This window comes from Flavobacterium croceum DSM 17960 (genome assembly GCF_002917885.1).
Classification (GTDB): Bacteria; Bacteroidota; Bacteroidia; order Flavobacteriales; family Flavobacteriaceae; genus Flavobacterium; species Flavobacterium croceum.
In genome coordinates this window covers 97,408-116,423 of record NZ_PQNY01000001.1, presented here as the reverse complement: position 1 = coordinate 116,423, position 19,016 = coordinate 97,408, and the positions used below count along the sequence as shown (strand labels likewise).

The 19,016-nt window shown below is 31.1% G+C and carries 15 protein-coding genes and 1 tRNA gene; 9 read left to right on the top strand and 7 right to left on the bottom strand.

The window, feature by feature from the left end; all coding sequences use genetic code 11:
* Positions 1-44: 44 nt before the first annotated feature.
* From Q361_RS00580 to Q361_RS00570, 3 genes are all read right to left on the bottom strand, one after another.
* Positions 45-947, bottom strand: a complete 903-nt coding sequence (locus tag Q361_RS00580) for a cation diffusion facilitator family transporter (RefSeq protein WP_103724763.1) — start codon at positions 945-947, stop codon at positions 45-47.
* A complete protein-coding gene (gene rpiB, locus Q361_RS00575; RefSeq protein WP_103724762.1) occupies positions 947-1,378 on the bottom strand; it encodes a ribose 5-phosphate isomerase B in 432 nt (143 codons plus the stop codon). Before rpiB ends, Q361_RS00580 begins: the two co-directional genes overlap by 1 nt.
* A gap of 638 nt (positions 1,379-2,016) precedes the next feature.
* Positions 2,017-2,250: a hypothetical protein gene (locus Q361_RS00570; protein WP_103724761.1), complete on the bottom strand. Its 234-nt coding sequence runs from the start codon at positions 2,248-2,250 to the stop codon at positions 2,017-2,019.
* A 96-nt stretch (positions 2,251-2,346) separates the two neighbouring features.
* On the opposite strand from Q361_RS00570, the gene rnr reads away from it, so the two are divergent.
* Genes rnr through Q361_RS00555 form a run of 3 tightly spaced genes read left to right on the top strand, consistent with a single transcriptional unit; the run spans position 2,347 to position 5,975 of the window.
* Positions 2,347-4,524: a ribonuclease R gene (rnr, locus tag Q361_RS00565; protein WP_103724760.1), complete on the top strand. Its 2,178-nt coding sequence runs from the start codon at positions 2,347-2,349 to the stop codon at positions 4,522-4,524.
* 57 nt (positions 4,525-4,581) lie between these two features.
* Positions 4,582-5,253, top strand: a complete 672-nt coding sequence (locus Q361_RS00560; RefSeq protein ID WP_103724759.1) for a head GIN domain-containing protein — start codon at positions 4,582-4,584, stop codon at positions 5,251-5,253.
* Between the two features lie 32 nt (positions 5,254-5,285).
* Positions 5,286-5,975 carry a LysE family translocator gene (locus Q361_RS00555; protein ID WP_103724758.1) on the top strand — a complete coding sequence of 230 codons (690 nt, stop codon included), beginning with the start codon at positions 5,286-5,288 and terminating at the stop codon, positions 5,973-5,975.
* 192 nt (positions 5,976-6,167) lie between these two features.
* Here the strand turns inward: Q361_RS00555 and Q361_RS00550 are convergent.
* Positions 6,168-6,238 (bottom strand) — tRNA-Cys (locus tag Q361_RS00550).
* 56 nt (positions 6,239-6,294) lie between these two features.
* Positions 6,295-6,654, bottom strand: a complete 360-nt coding sequence (gene folB / locus Q361_RS00545) for a dihydroneopterin aldolase (protein WP_103724757.1) — start codon at positions 6,652-6,654, stop codon at positions 6,295-6,297.
* Positions 6,655-6,759: 105 nt separating this feature from the next.
* On the opposite strand from folB, the gene Q361_RS00540 reads away from it, so the two are divergent.
* Positions 6,760-8,442: a glutamine--tRNA ligase/YqeY domain fusion protein gene (locus Q361_RS00540; protein ID WP_103724756.1), complete on the top strand. Its 1,683-nt coding sequence runs from the start codon at positions 6,760-6,762 to the stop codon at positions 8,440-8,442.
* Positions 8,443-8,876: 434 nt separating this feature from the next.
* Here the strand turns inward: Q361_RS00540 and Q361_RS00535 are convergent, their stop codons facing one another.
* Both Q361_RS00535 and gltX read right to left on the bottom strand, forming a co-directional pair.
* The gene (locus Q361_RS00535; RefSeq protein ID WP_103724755.1) at positions 8,877-9,854 is read right to left on the bottom strand and encodes an SPFH domain-containing protein; all 978 of its coding nucleotides are present in this window, start codon (positions 9,852-9,854) and stop codon (positions 8,877-8,879) included.
* Positions 9,855-9,954: 100 nt separating this feature from the next.
* The gene (gene gltX / locus Q361_RS00530) at positions 9,955-11,442 is read right to left on the bottom strand and encodes a glutamate--tRNA ligase (RefSeq protein ID WP_103724754.1); all 1,488 of its coding nucleotides are present in this window, start codon (positions 11,440-11,442) and stop codon (positions 9,955-9,957) included.
* A 199-nt stretch (positions 11,443-11,641) separates the two neighbouring features.
* Here gltX and Q361_RS00525 point away from each other — a divergent pair, with 199 nt between their 5' ends.
* The 5 genes from Q361_RS00525 (at position 11,642) to Q361_RS00505 (ending at position 18,990) form a co-directional block, all read left to right on the top strand.
* A complete protein-coding gene (locus Q361_RS00525) occupies positions 11,642-15,034 on the top strand; it encodes a DUF4175 family protein (protein WP_103724753.1) in 3,393 nt (1,130 codons plus the stop codon).
* On the top strand, positions 15,021-15,443 hold the full coding sequence (gene ybeY, locus Q361_RS00520; protein WP_103724752.1) for an rRNA maturation RNase YbeY: 423 nt from the start codon (positions 15,021-15,023) through the stop codon (positions 15,441-15,443). The genes Q361_RS00525 and ybeY overlap by 14 nt, the downstream gene beginning before the upstream one ends.
* A 47-nt stretch (positions 15,444-15,490) precedes the next feature.
* Entirely contained in the window at positions 15,491-17,362 is a 1,872-nt protein-coding gene (gene mnmG / locus Q361_RS00515) for a tRNA uridine-5-carboxymethylaminomethyl(34) synthesis enzyme MnmG (RefSeq protein WP_103724751.1), read from the top strand.
* Between the two features lie 45 nt (positions 17,363-17,407).
* Positions 17,408-18,253, top strand: a complete 846-nt coding sequence (locus Q361_RS00510; protein ID WP_103724750.1) for a class I SAM-dependent methyltransferase — start codon at positions 17,408-17,410, stop codon at positions 18,251-18,253.
* 143 nt (positions 18,254-18,396) lie between these two features.
* Positions 18,397-18,990: an OmpH family outer membrane protein gene (locus tag Q361_RS00505; RefSeq protein ID WP_103724749.1), complete on the top strand. Its 594-nt coding sequence runs from the start codon at positions 18,397-18,399 to the stop codon at positions 18,988-18,990.
* The last annotated feature ends 26 nt before the right edge of the window (positions 18,991-19,016 follow it).

The following is a 19,016-nucleotide window of genomic DNA, read 5'->3' as shown; positions in this document are numbered from 1 at the left end:
AGATTATCTTAAAATCTCGCATTATTTACGAGTTTTGTTTTTTATTAATCTTGAACTATAAAATCTTTTGGGTCTTCTTTTTTAAATTCGGGCTGAATAGTAATATGATTGATACCAAATTTTTGAAATAGTACTGTTTCTATTTTATGTAAAATTTCATCAAATTGGGTTAAAGTAAAATTTTCTGGACAATCTAGATGTGCTTCTAGATGTAATTCTTCTTCATTAAGATGCCAAACGTGTATGTGGTGAAGTTTTCCAGCGCCTTCTATTTTATGAACTTCTCGTACTATTTCTTTAATATCTATTTCATCGGGAGTAAAAAGCATTAACATTTTTGTTGATTTTATCAGTAAATCCCAACCTACATAAATAAGATAAACAGCAATAAAAATAGTCATAAGGCTATCTACCCAAAACCAACCCAAATATTTCATAAGCAAACCGCCTACAAGTACTGCTACCGATGCCATCATATCGGTAAGTAAATGCAGGTAGGCCGATTTCATATTTAAGTTATGATCGGCATCTTTTTTTAAAAATAATACCGAAAGTCCATTAACAACAATACCTAATAATGCCAACCATATTACCAAATCTGAAGCTATTGGTTTTGGAGTTATAAATCGTTCAACCGCACCATATATAAGTATAAAAGCTACAATTACAAGTGTAGAAGCATTTACAAATGCTGCTATAAGTTCGGCTCGTTTGTATCCAAAAGTGTGGTCTATAGATGCTTTACGACGCGAAAGTTTGTGAGCAATTAAACTAAATACCAATGATAATACATCGGAAAAATTGTGTAACGCATCAGAAATTAAAGCTAAACTACCCGATATGATTCCGCCAACCAATTGAGCGATAGTTATCACTAAATTTAAAACAATCGAAATTACTAAGTTATCCGATTTTACTTCGTGCTTGTGTATGTGAACGTGGCTCATTATTTACAAGCTATTTTTTTTACTCTATTGGCGTGTCTTCCGCCTTCAAAAGCAGTATTCAAAAATGTTTTTACAATATCTATAGCTTGTTCTATAGAGGTAAAACGTGCTGGAATACTCACTACATTAGCATCGTTATGTTGGCGTGCCAATGCCGAAATTTCTTTGGTCCAACATAAAGCTGCACGTACATCTTGGTGTTTGTTTACAGTCATAGCAATTCCGTTGCCACTACCACAAATTACAATACCAAAATCGGCTTTACGGCTTTCTACATCATAAGCTACTGGATGACCAAAATCTGGGTAATCTACACTTTCAAAACTATCGGTTCCGTGATTAAAAACTTCATGTCCTTGTTCTATTAAATATGAAACAATTGCTTTTTTGTATTCGGGGCCTGCATGGTCGTTGCCTATAGAAATTTTCATGTTGCTATTTTTACTGATTTATATAGTACAAAAATACGTAATTATGTTTTTGTGTTTTCTTAAGCTTACTTAAATAAAACTCTATGTGTTTTTATTTATTTAATTGTTTTTTAATAAACTTATTTTCAGTTATTTATACTTATTAATGGCTTTGTTAATTATAAAATATAAGTCGCTGTATTTCAAAGCAATTAACATTAACATAACTTGTTCATAACTTTAAATATATTTTTAGAACTATTTTTTTGTGGTGTTACTTTTTTTTGTAATCAAAAATTGAATTTAAAAAACCAAACATAGTTTTGAGTTTTTTTAGAAAAGTTATTCATACTTTTTTTGAGTTTTTCAACAGATAATTCCACTGAAAAATATTTACAATTAAACCATTTTTAAATTATCAACGGTTGTTAATAACGTTTAAAAATAAACTAAATATTAAGGTTTTAAGATTCTTTTTTAGTGTTAATAATTCGTGATAAAAAACAATAACATTATATCAAAATAAAGAATCAAAAAGTTTTTTACGATATTAACATTCTATAATAACCATCATAAATAAATTAAAATTTTAAAATCTTTTTTTTTGTTTTTAATAGTTGTTGAAAACTTTGGATTTTTACAGAATAAAAAAATAATGATTAAACTATTTTTAAATTGTTGTTTAAATTATTCAGAATTTCTTTTACTTGCTCTACATCGTTTGTGTGGACTTTAAGTTTTATGCCACCGTATGCTATGCTAGCAAAAGGATCTATCGAAACGAGAGTTTCATTTTCAAAAAAGTAATTTATTCCTTTGTGCTCCAATACAGATTTTAAAACCAATATTTCTTGCGGATTATAGAATACAGCCACTGTTATTAAACTGTTCATATAAAAGTAGTAAAAGTTATATTTTATATAAATCTTATGCAAGTTACTAAGATTATGGTTTATAGTTTGTAATTTTAAAAAATATTAGAAAAGAATATGAGTAAGAAACCCAATAAATTAGGAAAAAAGCCTAAAGATTTTTCAGATAAAATACTGAAAATACTATCAAAAAATGCCAATAAATCTTTTAACTACAAACAAATTTGTGCGGTATTAGAACTTTCAGATACCAAAAGTCGTAATGAAATAATTAAAGATTTAAAAATTTTAGCTTCAAAGAAACAAATTATAGAAACAGAACCCGGAAAATATTTAGTTAAAGCAAGTAGTCAAGAATATTACGAAGGTGTTATAGATATGACTTCTCGTAAAACTGCCTATTTTGTTTGCGATGAATTGGAAGACGATGTTTTTATACCTTTTGGTAATTTAAACCATGCTTTAGATAATGATACGGTAAAAGTATATGTTTACAACAAAAGAAAATCTAGAAAGCCAGAAGCCGAAGTTGTAGAAATTTTAAATAGAGCCAAAGAAGAGTTTGTAGGCGTAATCGATATACAAAAAAACTTTGCTTTTGTTACGACTGCCAATGCTAAAATGTATACCGATATTTTTATTCCAAAAGATAAAATTAACGATGCTCAAAATGGCGATGTAGTTTTGGTAAAAATTGAAGATTGGCCAAAAAAAGCCGATTCACCTTTTGGAACTGTAATTAAAGTACTTGGTAAACCAGGTGAACACAATACAGAAATTCATGCCATACTTGCCGAGTATGGTTTACCTTACGATTTTCCAATAGAGGTAGAAGCATACGCCAATAAAATAGATACATCAATAACTCCAAACGAAGTTGCCAAACGTAGAGATATGCGCGATATACTTACGTTTACGATAGACCCAAAAGATGCCAAAGATTTTGATGATGCTTTGTCTTTTCAAGTTTTAGAAAATGGAAATTACGAAATAGGTATTCATATTGCCGATGTTTCTCATTATGTACAAGAAGGAACTATTCTAGACGATGAAGCCTACAATAGAGCAACATCGGTGTATTTGGTAGATCGAGTTGTACCTATGTTGCCCGAAGTTTTATCAAACTTTGCTTGTTCGTTACGTCCGCACGAAGAAAAATATACATTCTCGGCAGTATTTCAACTTAACAACAAAGCCGAGCTTATCGACTCATGGTTTGGCAGAACAGTAATTTACAGCGATCAGCGTTTTGCCTACGAAGAAGCACAAAGTATTATTGAGTTAAAATCTGATTTAATTCCAGCAGAAATTTCTTTAACAGGAAAAGATTACAAAGTACCAACCTCGATAAAAGAAGCGGTTTTAAAACTAGATGAATTGGCTAAAATTTTACGTCAAAAACGTATGGCAGCTGGAGCTATATCGTTTGACAAAGTAGAAGTAAAATTTAATCTAAACGAAGATAATGAACCTGTAGGTGTATTTTTTAAAGTTTCTAAAGATGCGAACCATCTTATAGAAGAATTTATGCTTCTAGCAAACCGAAAAGTAGCCGAGTTTATAGGAAAACAAAAGAAAACCTTTGTTTATAGAATTCATGATGAACCCAACGAAGATAAACTTTTTGCTATGCAAGGCGTTATTTCTAAGTTTGGTTATTCATTAAATTTAAAAGATAAAAAACACATATCTAGTTCTTTAAACAAATTAATGGAAGAAGTAAATGGTAAAAAAGAACAAAATTTAATTGATACACTTGCTATTCGTAGTATGAGTAAAGCCAAATATTCTACCGAAAATATTGGTCATTATGGTTTGGCTTTTGATTATTACAGCCATTTTACATCGCCTATTCGTCGCTATCCCGATGTTATGGCACATCGTTTATTGCAATATTATCTCGATGGAGGTAAAAGTGTAGATGCAGAAAATTATGAAGAAAAATGCGAGCATAGTAGTAATATGGAAGCTCTAGCAGCTCAAGCCGAGCGAGATTCTGTAAAATATATGCAAGTAAAATATATGCAAGATCATAAAGATCAAGAGTTTTTGGGTGTTATTTCTGGAGTAACCGAATGGGGTATTTATGTAGAAATAATAGAAAATAAATGTGAAGGCATGATACGCATACGTGATATAAAAGAAGACTATTATACATTTGACGAAAAACAATATGCACTTGTAGGAGCTGTTTCTAAAGATTTATTACAATTAGGAGACGAAGTTTACGTTAAAGTAAAAAATGCCGATTTAATTAAAAAACAATTAGATTATACATTTATAAGAAGAAAATAATAAATATAGTGCTATATCTGCACTATATAAGTACTATAAATTAAAATTGATAAACCTATGAAAAAAATATTTTTTACTATTTTAACCTACTCAGTTTTTTCAACTTCGGTGGCTCAAACAGAAAAAAACGTTGGCGACTTTACCAAAGTAACTGTATTCGACCAAATAGATGTAACCTTAATAAAATCTACAGAAAACAAAGTAGTATTATCTGGTAATTATGCTAATGAAGTTCAATTGGTAAATAAAAACGGAGAGTTAAAAATTCGTATGCCTTTAACCAAACTATTAAAAGGTGATAATGTATCTGCTACTGTATATTTTAAAAATATAGAAGCTGTAGAAGCAAATGAAGGTTCTATAGTAGGAAGCGAATATCGTTTTCAAAACACAAGTTTTGATGTAATTGCCAAAGAAGGATCGACAATAAATATAAATGTTGCTGTAGAAAAACTCAATGTAAGAGTAGCAAATGGTTCTACTGTAGAAATTAGTGGTAGTGCTACAAACCAAGATGTATTGGTAAATTCTGGAGGTATATACACCGCTCAAGAACTAAAAACCAATCAAACTACTAGTACTGTAAATGCAGGTGGAGAAGCCGATATTTATGCTACAGATTTTGTAGATGCAAAAGTACGTGCAGGAGGTGTTATTACCATTTATGGTAAGCCAAAACAAATCAATCAAAAAATAATTGCTGGAGGGATTATAGAAGAAGCAAAATAAATATTTATATTTAGAGATTCAAAAATTAATATATGATAAACGACATCCTTGCAGCCATTCCGTGGGGAATATTATTAGCTTTTACTATAGGTCCGGTATTTTTTGTATTACTAGAAACCAGTATTACCAAAGGTTTTAAAGCTGCAATGTTGTTTGATTTAGGTGTAGTACTTGGCGATATTGTTTTTATACTTATAGCTTATTTTAGTACCAATCAAATTTTAGAACGATTAAAAGATAACCCGCTACTTTTTGTATTTGGAGGTTTGTTAATGCTCTCTTACGGAATTATATCATTTATAAAACTCAAAAAAGATTTTGTAAAACAACAACAAAACGACCAAGACGATATTGAAGATAACATACCAAAAAACAATTATATAGGATTAATATTTAAAGGCTTTTTTCTCAATTTTATTAATATAGGTGTATTAGCATTTTGGATGGGTATTATTATTGTATTTGGTCCAAAACTCAATATGGAAACCAATAGAATTATACTATTTATTTCGGTAATTATACTTACTTATTTTGCTGTAGATTTACTTAAAATTTTGGTAGCCAAACAATTAAAATCACGCTTAACACCTTTTAATATTTATAAAATTAAAAGAATAATCAGTATTATATTAATGATATTTGGAAGTTTTTTAATTATTCAGGGCTTTTTTCCAAACGAAAAAGAAATCATCAAACAACAAATTGAAGATTTAAAAAAATAAATTATAAAAAACTCTCAATATTGAGAGTTTTTTTTGTGATATCGTTTAGATTCTCAAAAATTGTAAACAAAAAAATCTTATCAGACGAGAGGATTTTTAAGAAGAGCATCGTCCAGATTCGAACACAACTTTAATTAATTTTTTCTAAAAATTTAAAATAAAAAAAGAGACACATTTCTGTATCTCTTTTTGAGGCATCGTCCGGATTCGAACCGGAGTAGACGGTTTTGCAGACCGGTGCCTAGCCGCTCGGCCACGACGCCTTGATTGGATTGCAAATATAGAAAACAATTAATAATTTACAATTAAAAATTTATAATTAATTCCTATATTCTTCCATTACAATAGTAACTGCTTCAACATCACCACCTATAGGCGGATTTAGTTTTGAAACTTCCAATACAATTCGGGCTACTGCTGGCAGTTCTGTAAATATTCTTTTTATAATTCGTTGTGCTACATGCTCTAATAATTTTGAACGAATAGCCATTTCTTCGACTACTATTTTATTAAGATGTACATAATCTACAGTATCTTCAAGCGCATCACTTATAGCAGATTTTCTTAAATCGGTTTTTATTTCCAAATCTACTCTGTAATCACTACCTATTTTTGCTTCTTCTTCTAAACAACCATGAAATGAAAAAGTGCGAATGTTTTTAAGTTTTATGGTTCCCATTATTTTATTTTTAAGTTTCAACTTACAGGTTCATTCAATAAACTTGAAACATCAAACCTTAAACTTGAAACCTTTTTATATCTTTGCTAAAATTACAAAAATATTATGTCTACAGAAGAAAAATCACTCAATTTTATAGAGCAAATCATAGAAGAAGATATAAAAAATGGTTTATCAAAAAATAAACTTCGTTTTCGTTTTCCACCAGAACCAAATGGTTATTTACATATAGGTCATGCTAGTGCGATATGTTTAAATTTTGGTTTAGGTATAGATTATAATGCTCCCGTAAATCTTCGTTTTGATGATACAAACCCAAGTAAAGAAGAGCAAGAATATGTAGATGCTATAAAAAGAGATGTACAATGGCTTGGTTTTCAATGGGAAAAAGAGTGTTATGCTTCCGATTATTTTCAGCAATTGTATGATTGGGCTGTAGAATTGATAAAAAAAGGCAAAGCCTATGTAGACAATCAGTCGTCTGAAGAGATGGCAAAACAAAAAGGAACACCTACACAACCAGGAATTGATAGTCCAAACAGAAACCGCAGTATAGAAGAAAATTTAGAGCTATTTACCCGAATGAAAAACGGTGAATTTCCAAATGGTTCTTATGTATTGCGTGCCAAAATAGATATGGCTTCGCCTAATATGCTTATGCGCGATCCAATAATGTACAGAATTATGCATGAACATCATCATAGAACTGGAAATAATTGGTGTATATACCCTATGTATGATTGGGCACATGGCGAAAGTGATTATTTAGAACAAATATCTCACTCGTTGTGTACCTTAGAGTTTTTACCACATAGAGAGTTATACGATTGGTTTTTAAATCAAATTTACAAAACAGATTTAGTAAGACCAAAACAACGAGAATTTGCCCGAAGAAATCTATCTCATACAGTAGTTTCTAAACGAAAATTATTACAATTGGTTGAAGAAAAACATGTTACAGGTTGGGATGACCCTCGTATGAGTACTATTTCTGGGTTAAGAAGACGCGGTTATACACCAGCTTCTATAAGAAATTTTGCCAAAACGATAGGTATTGCCAAGCGTACAAATTTAATAGATGTTTCTTTATTAGAATTTTGTATTCGAGAAGATTTAAACAAAACAGCACCTCGTGTTATGGCAGTTTTAGATCCTGTTAAATTGGTAATTACCAATTATCCAGAAGGGCAAGAAGAATGGCTTGATGCTGAAAATAACCCTGAAGAAGAAACATTAACTTATAGAAAAGTTCCGTTTTCTAAAGAATTATTTATAGAACGTGAAGATTTTAAAGAAGAAGCTGATAAGAAATTTTTTAGATTAACACTAGGTACAGAAGTACGTTTAAAAAATGCTTACATTATAAAAGGTGAATCTGTAGTAAAAGATAGCAATGGAAATATTACCGAAATTCATTGTACCTATGATGTTGATTCTAAAAGCGGTAGCGGTACAGAAGCGAGTAAACGCAAGGTAAAGGGAACCATACATTGGGTTTCTACGCAACATGCTCTAGAGGCTGAAGTGCGAATTTATGATCGTTTATTTACACATGAAATGCCCGATGGAAATAAAGAAATTGATTTTAAAGAATATATTAATCCTAATTCTTTGAAAGTAATTACTGGTTATGTAGAGCCAAGTTTGACTACTGCTAAAAATTTAGACCATTTTCAATTTCAGCGTTTGGGTTATTTTTGTGTTGATAAAGATTCATCGGTAGAAAAATTAGTTTTTAACAAAACAGTTGGACTTCGAGATACGTGGGCAAAAATTAGTGAACAGTAATTTTTCACTTTTTTAAAAATAAAAACCTTTAAGAGTAACTTAAAGGTTTTTATTTTTAAAAACTATTCTATTTTTATTTTTTATCAATAAATATTATTATTTATAAAATCTATTAAAAAATTATTTTTAATAATAAAATACTTTTAAAATTGACTTCCATATCTTTTATTTAAGCTATTTTTATTTTTATCCTATATGATTTTATATCTAAGTTATAGATAGTTTATTAAAACGTCTAGAATTAAAAAAGTGTTTAAAAATGCCTCAAAGTTTATTTTTTAACCCTGATGGAAGTGGTTATCCTTTTATTTTTTGAATAAAAATAAAAGATAAAAACGAACAACAGGAATAGGGATATTTTTTTGCCTTTTGTGATGTTTCAAAAAAAAGAGCTCACAAAAAAGTGAACTCTTATAATTTATGTAATGATTTTTTTATTCGGCTGGATTGGTTGTATCTCTTGGATTATAATCTAATGATGTTTTGTCTTCTAAATGTTTATTTCTTTTTGGTTGTTTTTTCATTTGTTCACCAATTTGATTACTAGCTGCAAAACTTGCTACCATATTGTTCAGCATATCGGTGGCTGCTTGTGGTGAGTTGGGCAACAAAATAAGGTTACTATTGGTATCTGCACCTACGGCTTGCAATGTATCGTAGTGTTGGGTTACTACAATAAGAGCACTGGCTTCTTGCGAATTGATGCCTACATTATTAAGAACTTCTACACTTTCTACCAATCCGCGAGCAATTTCTCTACGTTGATCGGCAATACCTTGTCCTTGAAGTTTTTTACTTTCTGCTTCTGCTTTTGCTTTGGCAACTATTCTAATACGTTGTGCTTCAGATTCGTACATAGCTGCTGTTTTTTCTCTTTCAGCTGCGTTAATACGATTCATAGCATTTTTAACTTGTGCATCTGGGTCGATATCTGTTACCAATGTGTTTATTATATCATATCCGTAGGCAATCATAGCTTCATTAAGTTCGCGTTTTACGGCTACAGCAATATCATCTTTTCTTACAAAAACGTCGTCAAGAATTAATTTTGGTACTTCGGCACGTACTACGTCAAATACATACGCTGTAATTTGGTCGTGCGGATATTCTAGTTTGTAAAATGCTTCGTAAACTTTTTCTTGTATCACTTTAAATTGTACAGATACTTTCATTTTTACAAACACATTGTCTTTGGTTTGTGTTTCTATAATAACATCGAGTTGTTGAATACGCAAATTTACACGGCCTGCTACTCTATCTATAATAGGAATTTTAAGCTGCAAACCCGAATTGCGAATGCTTTCAAATTTTCCAAATCGTTCTATAACTATAGCGGTTTGTTGCTTTACAGTAAAGAATGATGACATAAGGATTACAAATCCTATAAAAAGTAAAATAATTAAAAATGGCATACTAATGATTTTTAGGTTACATATATTATACGTTGCTATTACCGTATTGTTACAATATTTTAGTAAAATAAAAAAGCCTCTTATTACAGAGGCTTATTATTTATATACTTTCTATTGCTTTTTTTATTCTGTTTGTAGTTTCTTGCTTGCCAATAATTTCCATTAACTGAAATAAGTCTACACCTTTTAAAGCCCCAACTAGGCATAATCTTAAAACAGGCATTACTTTATTTTCTAAAAGCCAAGGTTTTATTTTTTCTTCCAATGCTGTTGCAGAAAAATTATTGATGCTTTCCAATTCTACAAGTAAGGCATTCATTACATCAGGCGTGTTTTCTTTCCAGTTTTTAAGTCCTTTTTCATCATAAGATGTTGGAGCAACAAAGAAGTAATCTGCCAAATCCCAAAATTCTGAAACAAAATTAGCTCGTTCTTTTATTAAAGATGTAATTTTTATTACATCGAGTGTAGTAGCAATATTTTTTTCTGCTAATATTTTTGTAAAACTTTCCGCTAGACTTTCATCGGTTTGTTTTTGTAAATACTGATGGTTAAACCATTTGTTTTTCTCAGGGTCAAACTTAGCTCCTGCTTTGTGTACACGTGTTAAATCAAATTTTTCACATAGTTGTTCTAATGTAAAAAGCTCTTGCTCTGTGCCATCGTTCCAACCTAAAAGTGCTAAAAAGTTTACTACAGCTTCTGGAAAATAGCCTTGTTCTCTATATCCCATAGATGTTCCTTCTTCTGTTGTCCATTGTAATGGAAATACAGGAAAGCCCATTTTATCACCATCGCGTTTTGATAGTTTTCCGTTTCCAATAGGTTTTAATATTAAAGGTAAATGAGCAAATTGTGGCGCTTCCCAATCAAAAGCTTTGTATAATAAATAATGTAATGGTAAACTAGGTAGCCATTCTTCGCCACGTATTACATGGGTAGTTTGCATTAAATGATCATCTACTATATTGGCTAAATGGTACGTTGGCATACCATCGCTTTTAAATAAAACTTTGTCGTCTAGTAAATTAGTTTCAAATTTTATATCGCCACGTATTATATCGTGTAAATGCAAGGTTTCGTTTACAGGTATTTTAAAGCGTACTACATAATCGGTACCATTGGCAATTCTTTCTTGAACTTCTTCTTGAGAAAGGGATAATGAATTTTCTAATTTTTCACGATTATGCCAATTGTAGATAAATGTTTTCCCTTCGGCTTCGTGTTGTTTTCTATGTTTATCTAACGATTCTGCACTGTCAAAGGCATAATATGCCCAACCTTTTTCTAGTAACGTATCGGCATATTGTTTGTATATTTCTTTGCGTTCGCTTTGGCGATAAGGTCCAAATTTTTCGTTTTTATTTACCGTTTCACTAGGTGGAATACCGAGCCATTCTAGAGCTTCAAAAATATAGTTTTCGGCTCCAGGTACAAACCTATTTTGGTCTGTATCTTCTATACGTAGGTAAAAAGTTCCGTTATTTTTTTTTGCAAATAAATAGTTGAATAAAGCAGTGCGAACCCCGCCTATGTGTAGTGGTCCGGTTGGACTTGGCGCAAACCGAACGCGTACTGGTTTTGACATGATGTTGTATTTTTTTACAAATATAGAACTTCTATAGCAATTGGAATATCAAAATATTAGTTGATTTCTTTTACTATTAGTATTATATCTCTACTATAATAGTGCTATATCTACTCTCTTTTTCTTTTAAAAATCTTTTAACTTTTACTTGTGTAATAATTGCTATATTTATCGGTTATAAACAAAACTATCAACCATTGTGGATAAAACAGCAGTTATTTACTCCAAACTAGAACAGTTTATTAAAAAATATTACTCCAATGAGTTAATAAAAGGCACTTTATTTTTTATAGGTTTAGGCTTGCTGTATTTTTTATTTACACTATTTATCGAGTATTTTTTATGGTTAAAACCTGTTGCTCGAACTTTATTATTTTGGTGTTTTATACTTGTCGAATTATTTCTTTTGGTGCGTTTTATTTGTTTTCCAGTATTCAAATTATTTAAGTTTCAAAAAGGATTAGATTATACCGAAGCATCAAAAATTATTGGAAATCATTTTTCAGAAATTGGAGATAAGCTCACCAATTTTTTGCAATTGGCTCAAGATAAACACAAATCAGAACTTTTATTGGCTTCTATTGAACAAAAAGCAAATGCCCTACACCCTATTCCCTTTACAAAAGCGGTAGATTATGCCAAGAATAAAAAATATATTCCGCTTGCCGCTATACCTATTTTGTTTTTCTTATTTTTTTACATATCAGGTAATCAAAATATTATAAGCCAAAGTTTTACCAGAGTAGTTAATTACGACAAGCAGTACTTACCTCCTGCCCCATTTCAATTTCAAATACTTAATAGTAATTTACAAACGGAACAAAATCAAGATTTTCTGCTTAAAGTAAAAACTGAAGGTAAAGTTATTCCAGAAAATGCCATGATATTTATTGGCGATGAAAGCTATTTTATGGAAAAGAATGAGCAAGGAGAATTTCAATTTACTATACCAAAACCAAAATCGAATTTAAGTTTTCATTTGCAAGCCAACGAAGTCGTTTCAAAAGACTATCAGCTTCAAGTAGTAACCGTTCCTTCTATAGTTCAGTTGGATATGTTATTGCAGTTTCCTTCTTATTTAGGTAAAAAGAATGAGTGGATTAAGGGTACAGGAAACGCCATTGTTCCCGAAGGAACACGTATTACTTGGAAAATGAATACATTAGCTACACAACAAGTTATTTGGAAAGACGCATCTTCTCTTGTAGCATTTTCTCCCTCTGGAAATACATTTATTCTTTCTAAAAATATTACTCAAAATACAGAATATCAAATAGTTAATTCAAATAATAAAGTAAAAGATTTTGAAAAATTAAACTACCAACTTTCTGTTGTAAAAGACCAATATCCTACTATTTCTGTTACCCAAGCACCAGATAGCTTAAAGGTTTCAAAAGATTATGTTATTGGTCAAGTTTCTGATGATTATGGTTTGTCTCGATTGTCCATCATTTATTATCCAAAAGACAAACCCAACAATGTGAAACGTGGAACAATTCCTGTTAAAAAAGATATTTTTGATCGATTTGTGTTTTCGTTTCCAAGTAATTTACCTGTAGAACAAGGAGTTAGCTACGATTATTATTTTGAAGTTTTTGATAATGATGCAGCTCACAATTACAAATCTACCAAGTCTAGTGTATTTTCTCATAGAGAAGCTACAGATACAGAAAAAGAAGATCAACTACTAGAACAACAAAACAGCAATATTAACTCTCTTGAAAAGTCTTTAAAAACCCAAGAAAAGCAATTCAATGAATTGGATAAATTGCAAAAGATGGGTAAAGAAAAAGAGTCGTTAGATTTTAAAGAACAACAAAAAGTAAATGACTTTTTAGAACGTCAGAAAAAGCAAGATGAATTGATGAAGGAGTTTGCTGAGAAAATGAAAGACAATCTCGATAAACAAAAATCAGACAAAAAAGACGAGGATAAAGAGTTGCTAAAAGATCGTTTAGAAAAAGTTGAAAAAGATTTAGAAAAAAATCAAAAACTTCTAGATGAACTTAAAGAACTCAATGATAAGATTCAAAAAGAAGAGCTTTTTGACAAAATGGAAAAGCTTAAACAGCAAAGCAAAAATCAAACAAAGAGTTTGCAACAATTGGTAGAACTTACCAAAAAATATTATGTAGAAAAAAAGGCTGAACAATTGGCTGAAAAACTCCAAAAACTTGCCGAAAAACAAGACAAGCTTGCCGAGTCTGATAAAGAAAACGAGGCTAAAAAGCAAGAAGAAATCAATAAAGAATTCAATGATATTCAAAAGGAATTAAACGAACTTGATAAAGAAAATAAAGAGCTTAAAGCTCCTGTAGATCTTCCTAATACAGATGATAAAGAAAAAAGTATAGAAGAAGATATGAAAAATGCTTCAGATCAACTTCAAAAGCAACAAAAAGAGAAAGCAAAATCTAAGCAAAAATCTGCCTCCAAAAAGATGCAACAAATGAGTGAGATGATGATGCAAGATATGGCAGGTGGCGAAATGGAACAAATGGAAGAAGATGCTTCTATGTTACGTCAAATAATAGATAATCTTCTTGCTTACTCTTTCTCTCAAGAAGATGTGATGAAAGGTTTTAAAGGACTTAAAAGAGGCTCTCCAGCATTTGCAAAAAACTTAAAAATCCAACAAGACTTGCGCGCTCAATTCAAGCATGTTGATGATAGTTTATTTGCACTTTCATTGCGTAATCCAAAAATTGCCGAACAAGTAACTACAGAAGTTGGTAATGTTCAATACAATGTAGACAAAGCCTTAGAAGTATTGGCAGAAGCTAATGTTTATAAAGGAGTTTCGCACCAACAATTTGCAATTACTTCGGCTAATAAATTAGCAGAAATGCTTTCATTTACCTTGAATAATATGCAAATGCAGATGCAAATGTCTGCTTCTGGAAAAGGAAAAGGCAAAAACGGTATGCCTATGCCAGGCTCTGGGGGTAAAGGCGATATGCAGCTCCCAGATATTATTAAAAAGCAAGAAGGTTTAGCTGATAAGATGAAAGATGGTATGCAAAAAGGCGATAAACCAAGTGACAAATCTGGCGAAGGTAAAGAGGGTAACAAAGGCGATAAACCCAATCAAAATGGTCAATCGGGTTCTGGAGGTTCTGGTTCTAAATCAGGTAAAGAAGGCACTAAAAAAGATAGCGAAGGAGAAGATGGCGAAGGCGATGCCAAAACCATTATGGATATTTATAAAGAGCAAAAACAGTTACGTGATGCTTTGGAAAAAGAACTTAATAAAAACGGTTTGTCCAACCAAGGGCAAAGTACGCTTGATAAAATGAAACAAATAGAAAAGCAGCTTTTAAATAAAGGTTTTAACAACGAAACCCTTCAAAAAATACTAAACCTTAAATATGAATTATTAAAATTAGACAAAGCTATTCAGCAACAGGGAGAAGATAAAAAACGCCAATCAGAAATCAATAAAAAAGAATACAATAACAACGCAAATGCACTTCCTGCCCGATTGCAAGAATATTTAAATAGTATTGAAATTTTAAACAGACAAACCTTACCTTTGCAGGAAAATTTCAATCAAAAAGTACAACAATATTTCAAAGGTAATGATCAGTTATAATTACGAATGTGATTTTAAAATTTCTAATGAAGACGCATATTCTCATTGGATTACTTCGGTGTTAAAATCTGAAGTTAAAGAGGAAGGCGAAATCTCATATATATTTTGCGACGATGAATACTTGCTTAATGTTAATAAGCAATATCTAGAACACGATTATTACACAGATGTTATAAGTTTTGATTATACTATTGGCAACGAAATTTCAGGAGATATTTTCATCTCTATAGAAAGGGTTTTAGATAACGCAAAAACCTATAATGTCTCTTTTGAAAACGAATTACAACGCGTTATCATTCACGGTGTTTTACACTTCTGCGGATATAAAGATAAAACAGAAACCGATGAAACACTAATGAGAAATAAAGAAGAAGAAAAAATCAAAATGTTCCACGTGGAACAGAGTTAATAAACCAATTTATATTTTATGTTCCACGTGGAACAAATAGATACCATATGTTTGTAGATATATATGATGTAGTTGTGGTTGGCGCTGGCCATGCAGGTTGTGAGGCAGCAGCAGCAGCAGCAAATTTAGGTTCAAAAACACTTTTGGTTACCATGAGTTTACAAAACATTGCACAAATGTCTTGTAACCCTGCCATGGGTGGTATTGCAAAAGGACAAATTGTTCGAGAGATTGATGCGCTAGGCGGTTATTCTGGAATAGTTTCCGACAAAACAGCCATTCAATTCAAAATGCTTAATCAATCAAAAGGCCCAGCAATGTGGTCTCCTCGTTGTCAAAGTGACCGTATGCGTTTTTCTGAAGAATGGAGGTTAATGTTAGAAAACACTCCAAACTTAGATTTTTACCAAGAAATGGTTTCAGATTTAATTTTCGAAAACAATAAAGTAATAGGAGTTAAAACAGCTTTAGGCGTTACAATTAAAGCAAAATCGGTTGTTTTAACAAATGGTACTTTTTTAAATGGTTTAATTCATATTGGAGAAAAGCAATTTGGAGGTGGGCGTGCAGGCGAAAGTGCTGCATACGGAATTACAGAATGTTTGGTTCAAGCAGGTTTTACAGCCGGACGCATGAAAACAGGAACGCCACCTCGTGTAGATGGTCGTTCGTTAGATTTTTCTAAAATGCGTGTAGAACCAGGTGATGTAAACCCTCAAAAATTTTCTTATTCAAATCAAACACAACCGCTTTCTCATCAACGAGATTGTTATATGACATATACTTCAAATGAAGTACACGATATTTTAAGAGAAGGTTTTGATAGATCTCCAATGTTTAATGGTAGAATAAAAAGTTTAGGCCCTCGCTATTGTCCTTCTATAGAAGACAAAATTAATAGATTTGCCGATAAAGAAAGACATCAGCTTTTTGTAGAACCCGAAGGATGGAACACAGTTGAGTTTTATATAAATGGTTTTTCTACTTCATTACCAGAAGATGTACAGTTCAAAGCCCTACGTAGTGTTGCTGGTTTTGAAAACGTAAAATTTTTTAGACCAGGTTATGCTATCGAATATGATTACTTCCCTCCTACCCAACTTAAGCATACATTAGAAACAAAAATTATAGAAAATCTATATTTTGCGGGTCAAATTAATGGAACTACAGGTTATGAAGAAGCGGCTTCACAAGGTTTAATGGCTGGAATTAATGCGCATTTAAAAGTTCATGACAAAGACCCTTTTGTTTTACGTAGAGACGAAGCTTATATTGGTGTACTTATTGATGATTTAATTACCAAAGGAACGGAAGAACCTTATAGAATGTTTACCTCTCGAGCAGAATTCCGCACGTTGCTTAGACAAGATAATGCCGACTTTAGACTTACTCCAAAGTCGCACGCTATTGGCCTCGCCTCTCAAGAGCGATTAAGTCGAATGGAATACAAATTTAATGAAAGTGATAAGTTTGTAGACTTTTTTAAAGAAACCAGTGTTTCACCTCAAGAAGCCAATTCTATATTGATAGAAAAAGATTCTTCTCCTATGGCGCAAGCCGACAAAATGTTTAAAGTTTTTTCGAGACCTCAAATTGTTTTACAAGATATGCTTCGTTTAGAAAAAGTTCAAGATTATTTACAACAAAATAATTTAGATCAAGAAATTTTAGAACAAGCAGAAATTCAAGTAAAGTATTCTGGTTATATAGAAAAAGAGAAAAATAATGCCGAGAAACTCATTAAGCTAGAAGATATTAAAATCCCCGATAATTTCGATTATTCAAAAATTAAATCAATGTCTATTGAGGCTCGTCAAAAATTGGCAGCAATTAAACCTGTTACTATATCGCAAGCATCTAGAATAAGCGGGGTTTCTCCTGCAGATATTTCCGTACTATTAATTTATATGGGAAGATAAATGTTCCACGTGAAACAATTTAACTTCTTGTAAAAAAATCCGAGAATGAATTCAAGTAAAAAAGAATATTTAAAATTAAAAGATTTTTCAGTATCAAACGAATCGTTTACTCTTTTGTTAAACGAAGATTTAAATATGTTGGTTACACACCCACAACCTTCATTGGAAAAACTACCCTCTTATTATGAAAGTGAAGATTATATTTCACACACCGATCATAAAAGAGGACTTTTTGAAAAAGCCTATCATGCAGTAAAAAAAGTAGCTTTAAAAAATAAATTAAAAATTATAAATACACGTGCATCAAAAGGAAGTCTTCTAGATATTGGCGCAGGCACAGGAGATTTTTTATTGGTTGCAAAAAATAACGGTTGGACTACTCTAGGTATAGAACCTAATGAAAAGGCCAAAAATAATGCAATTTTAAAAGGAATAGATTTTATAGATAATTTAACCGACATTCCATCACACTCTCAAGATGTAATTACGATGTGGCATGTACTAGAACATGTGCCCGACTTAAATCAATATTTAATAGAATTAAAGCGAATACTTAAACCCAACGGAATTGTTTTTATAGCTGTTCCAAATTTTAATTCGTATGATGCCAAACATTATAAAGAATTTTGGGCAGCTTTTGATGTTCCTAGACATTTGTGGCATTTCTCAAAATATTCAATTAAAAAATTGTTTGCTCGTGTAGATATGGAGCTTACTGAAATATTACCTATGAAATGGGACAGCTATTACGTAAGTTTACTTTCTGAAAAATATAAAACAGGAAGAATGAATTATATAAGCGCTATTTATAGAGGTTGGATTTCAAATAGATTTGGAAAACAAAATTTAGAGTATTCTTCTCATATTTATGTTTTAAAAAATAAAAAATAAACTTAAAATTTCTTATTTTTAATAAAATAATTGAAATTTATAGTAAAATATACCATAATCAAAACAAACTATAGTCTATAGATGTTTTGATTTTAGTTTTTTAAATAACCTAAAATTTATATTTTTGACAAAAATTAATTAAAATGAAAAAAACCTTATCGATTTTTGCAATAGTTCTTGCACTATTTTCTTGTAACAATGCACCAGAAACAAAAGAATTTAAAACAGCTTATGTAGATACTTCAAAATTAATGGAAGAAAGTACCGAAGCAAAAGATATTGAAGCGAAGTACAAATCTAAATCTGAAGAAAAGGGAAGCAGAATAAAAGAAGCTGCAGATCGCCTGGAAGCAGAAAAAAATAGTTTCCAATCAAATGCTCAAAAAAACGGGCAAGTTTGGGCTCAACAAAAATATGCCGAATTGCAACAACGCAATCAAGAAATACAATACGCTAGTCAAGCTTTGATGCAAGAATTGCAAGCCGAAAGCGGCCAAGAAATGGATAGCTTAGTAAAACGTTACAAAAAAATGTTTAAAGATTACGGTAAAGAAAAAGGTTTCGACTATATTTTTGGAACAGGTGATGTAGCTACTGTTTTGTACGCAAAAGATAGTTATGATATTACTAAAGATTTAATAAAGTTGGTAAACGATAAGTACAAATCTGAAGCGAAGTCTGAAACCAAAGACGAAACCAAAAAAGAAGACAAAACTGCTGCAAAAGACAAAAAATAATATTTTAAAAGCCTGTTTTATACAGG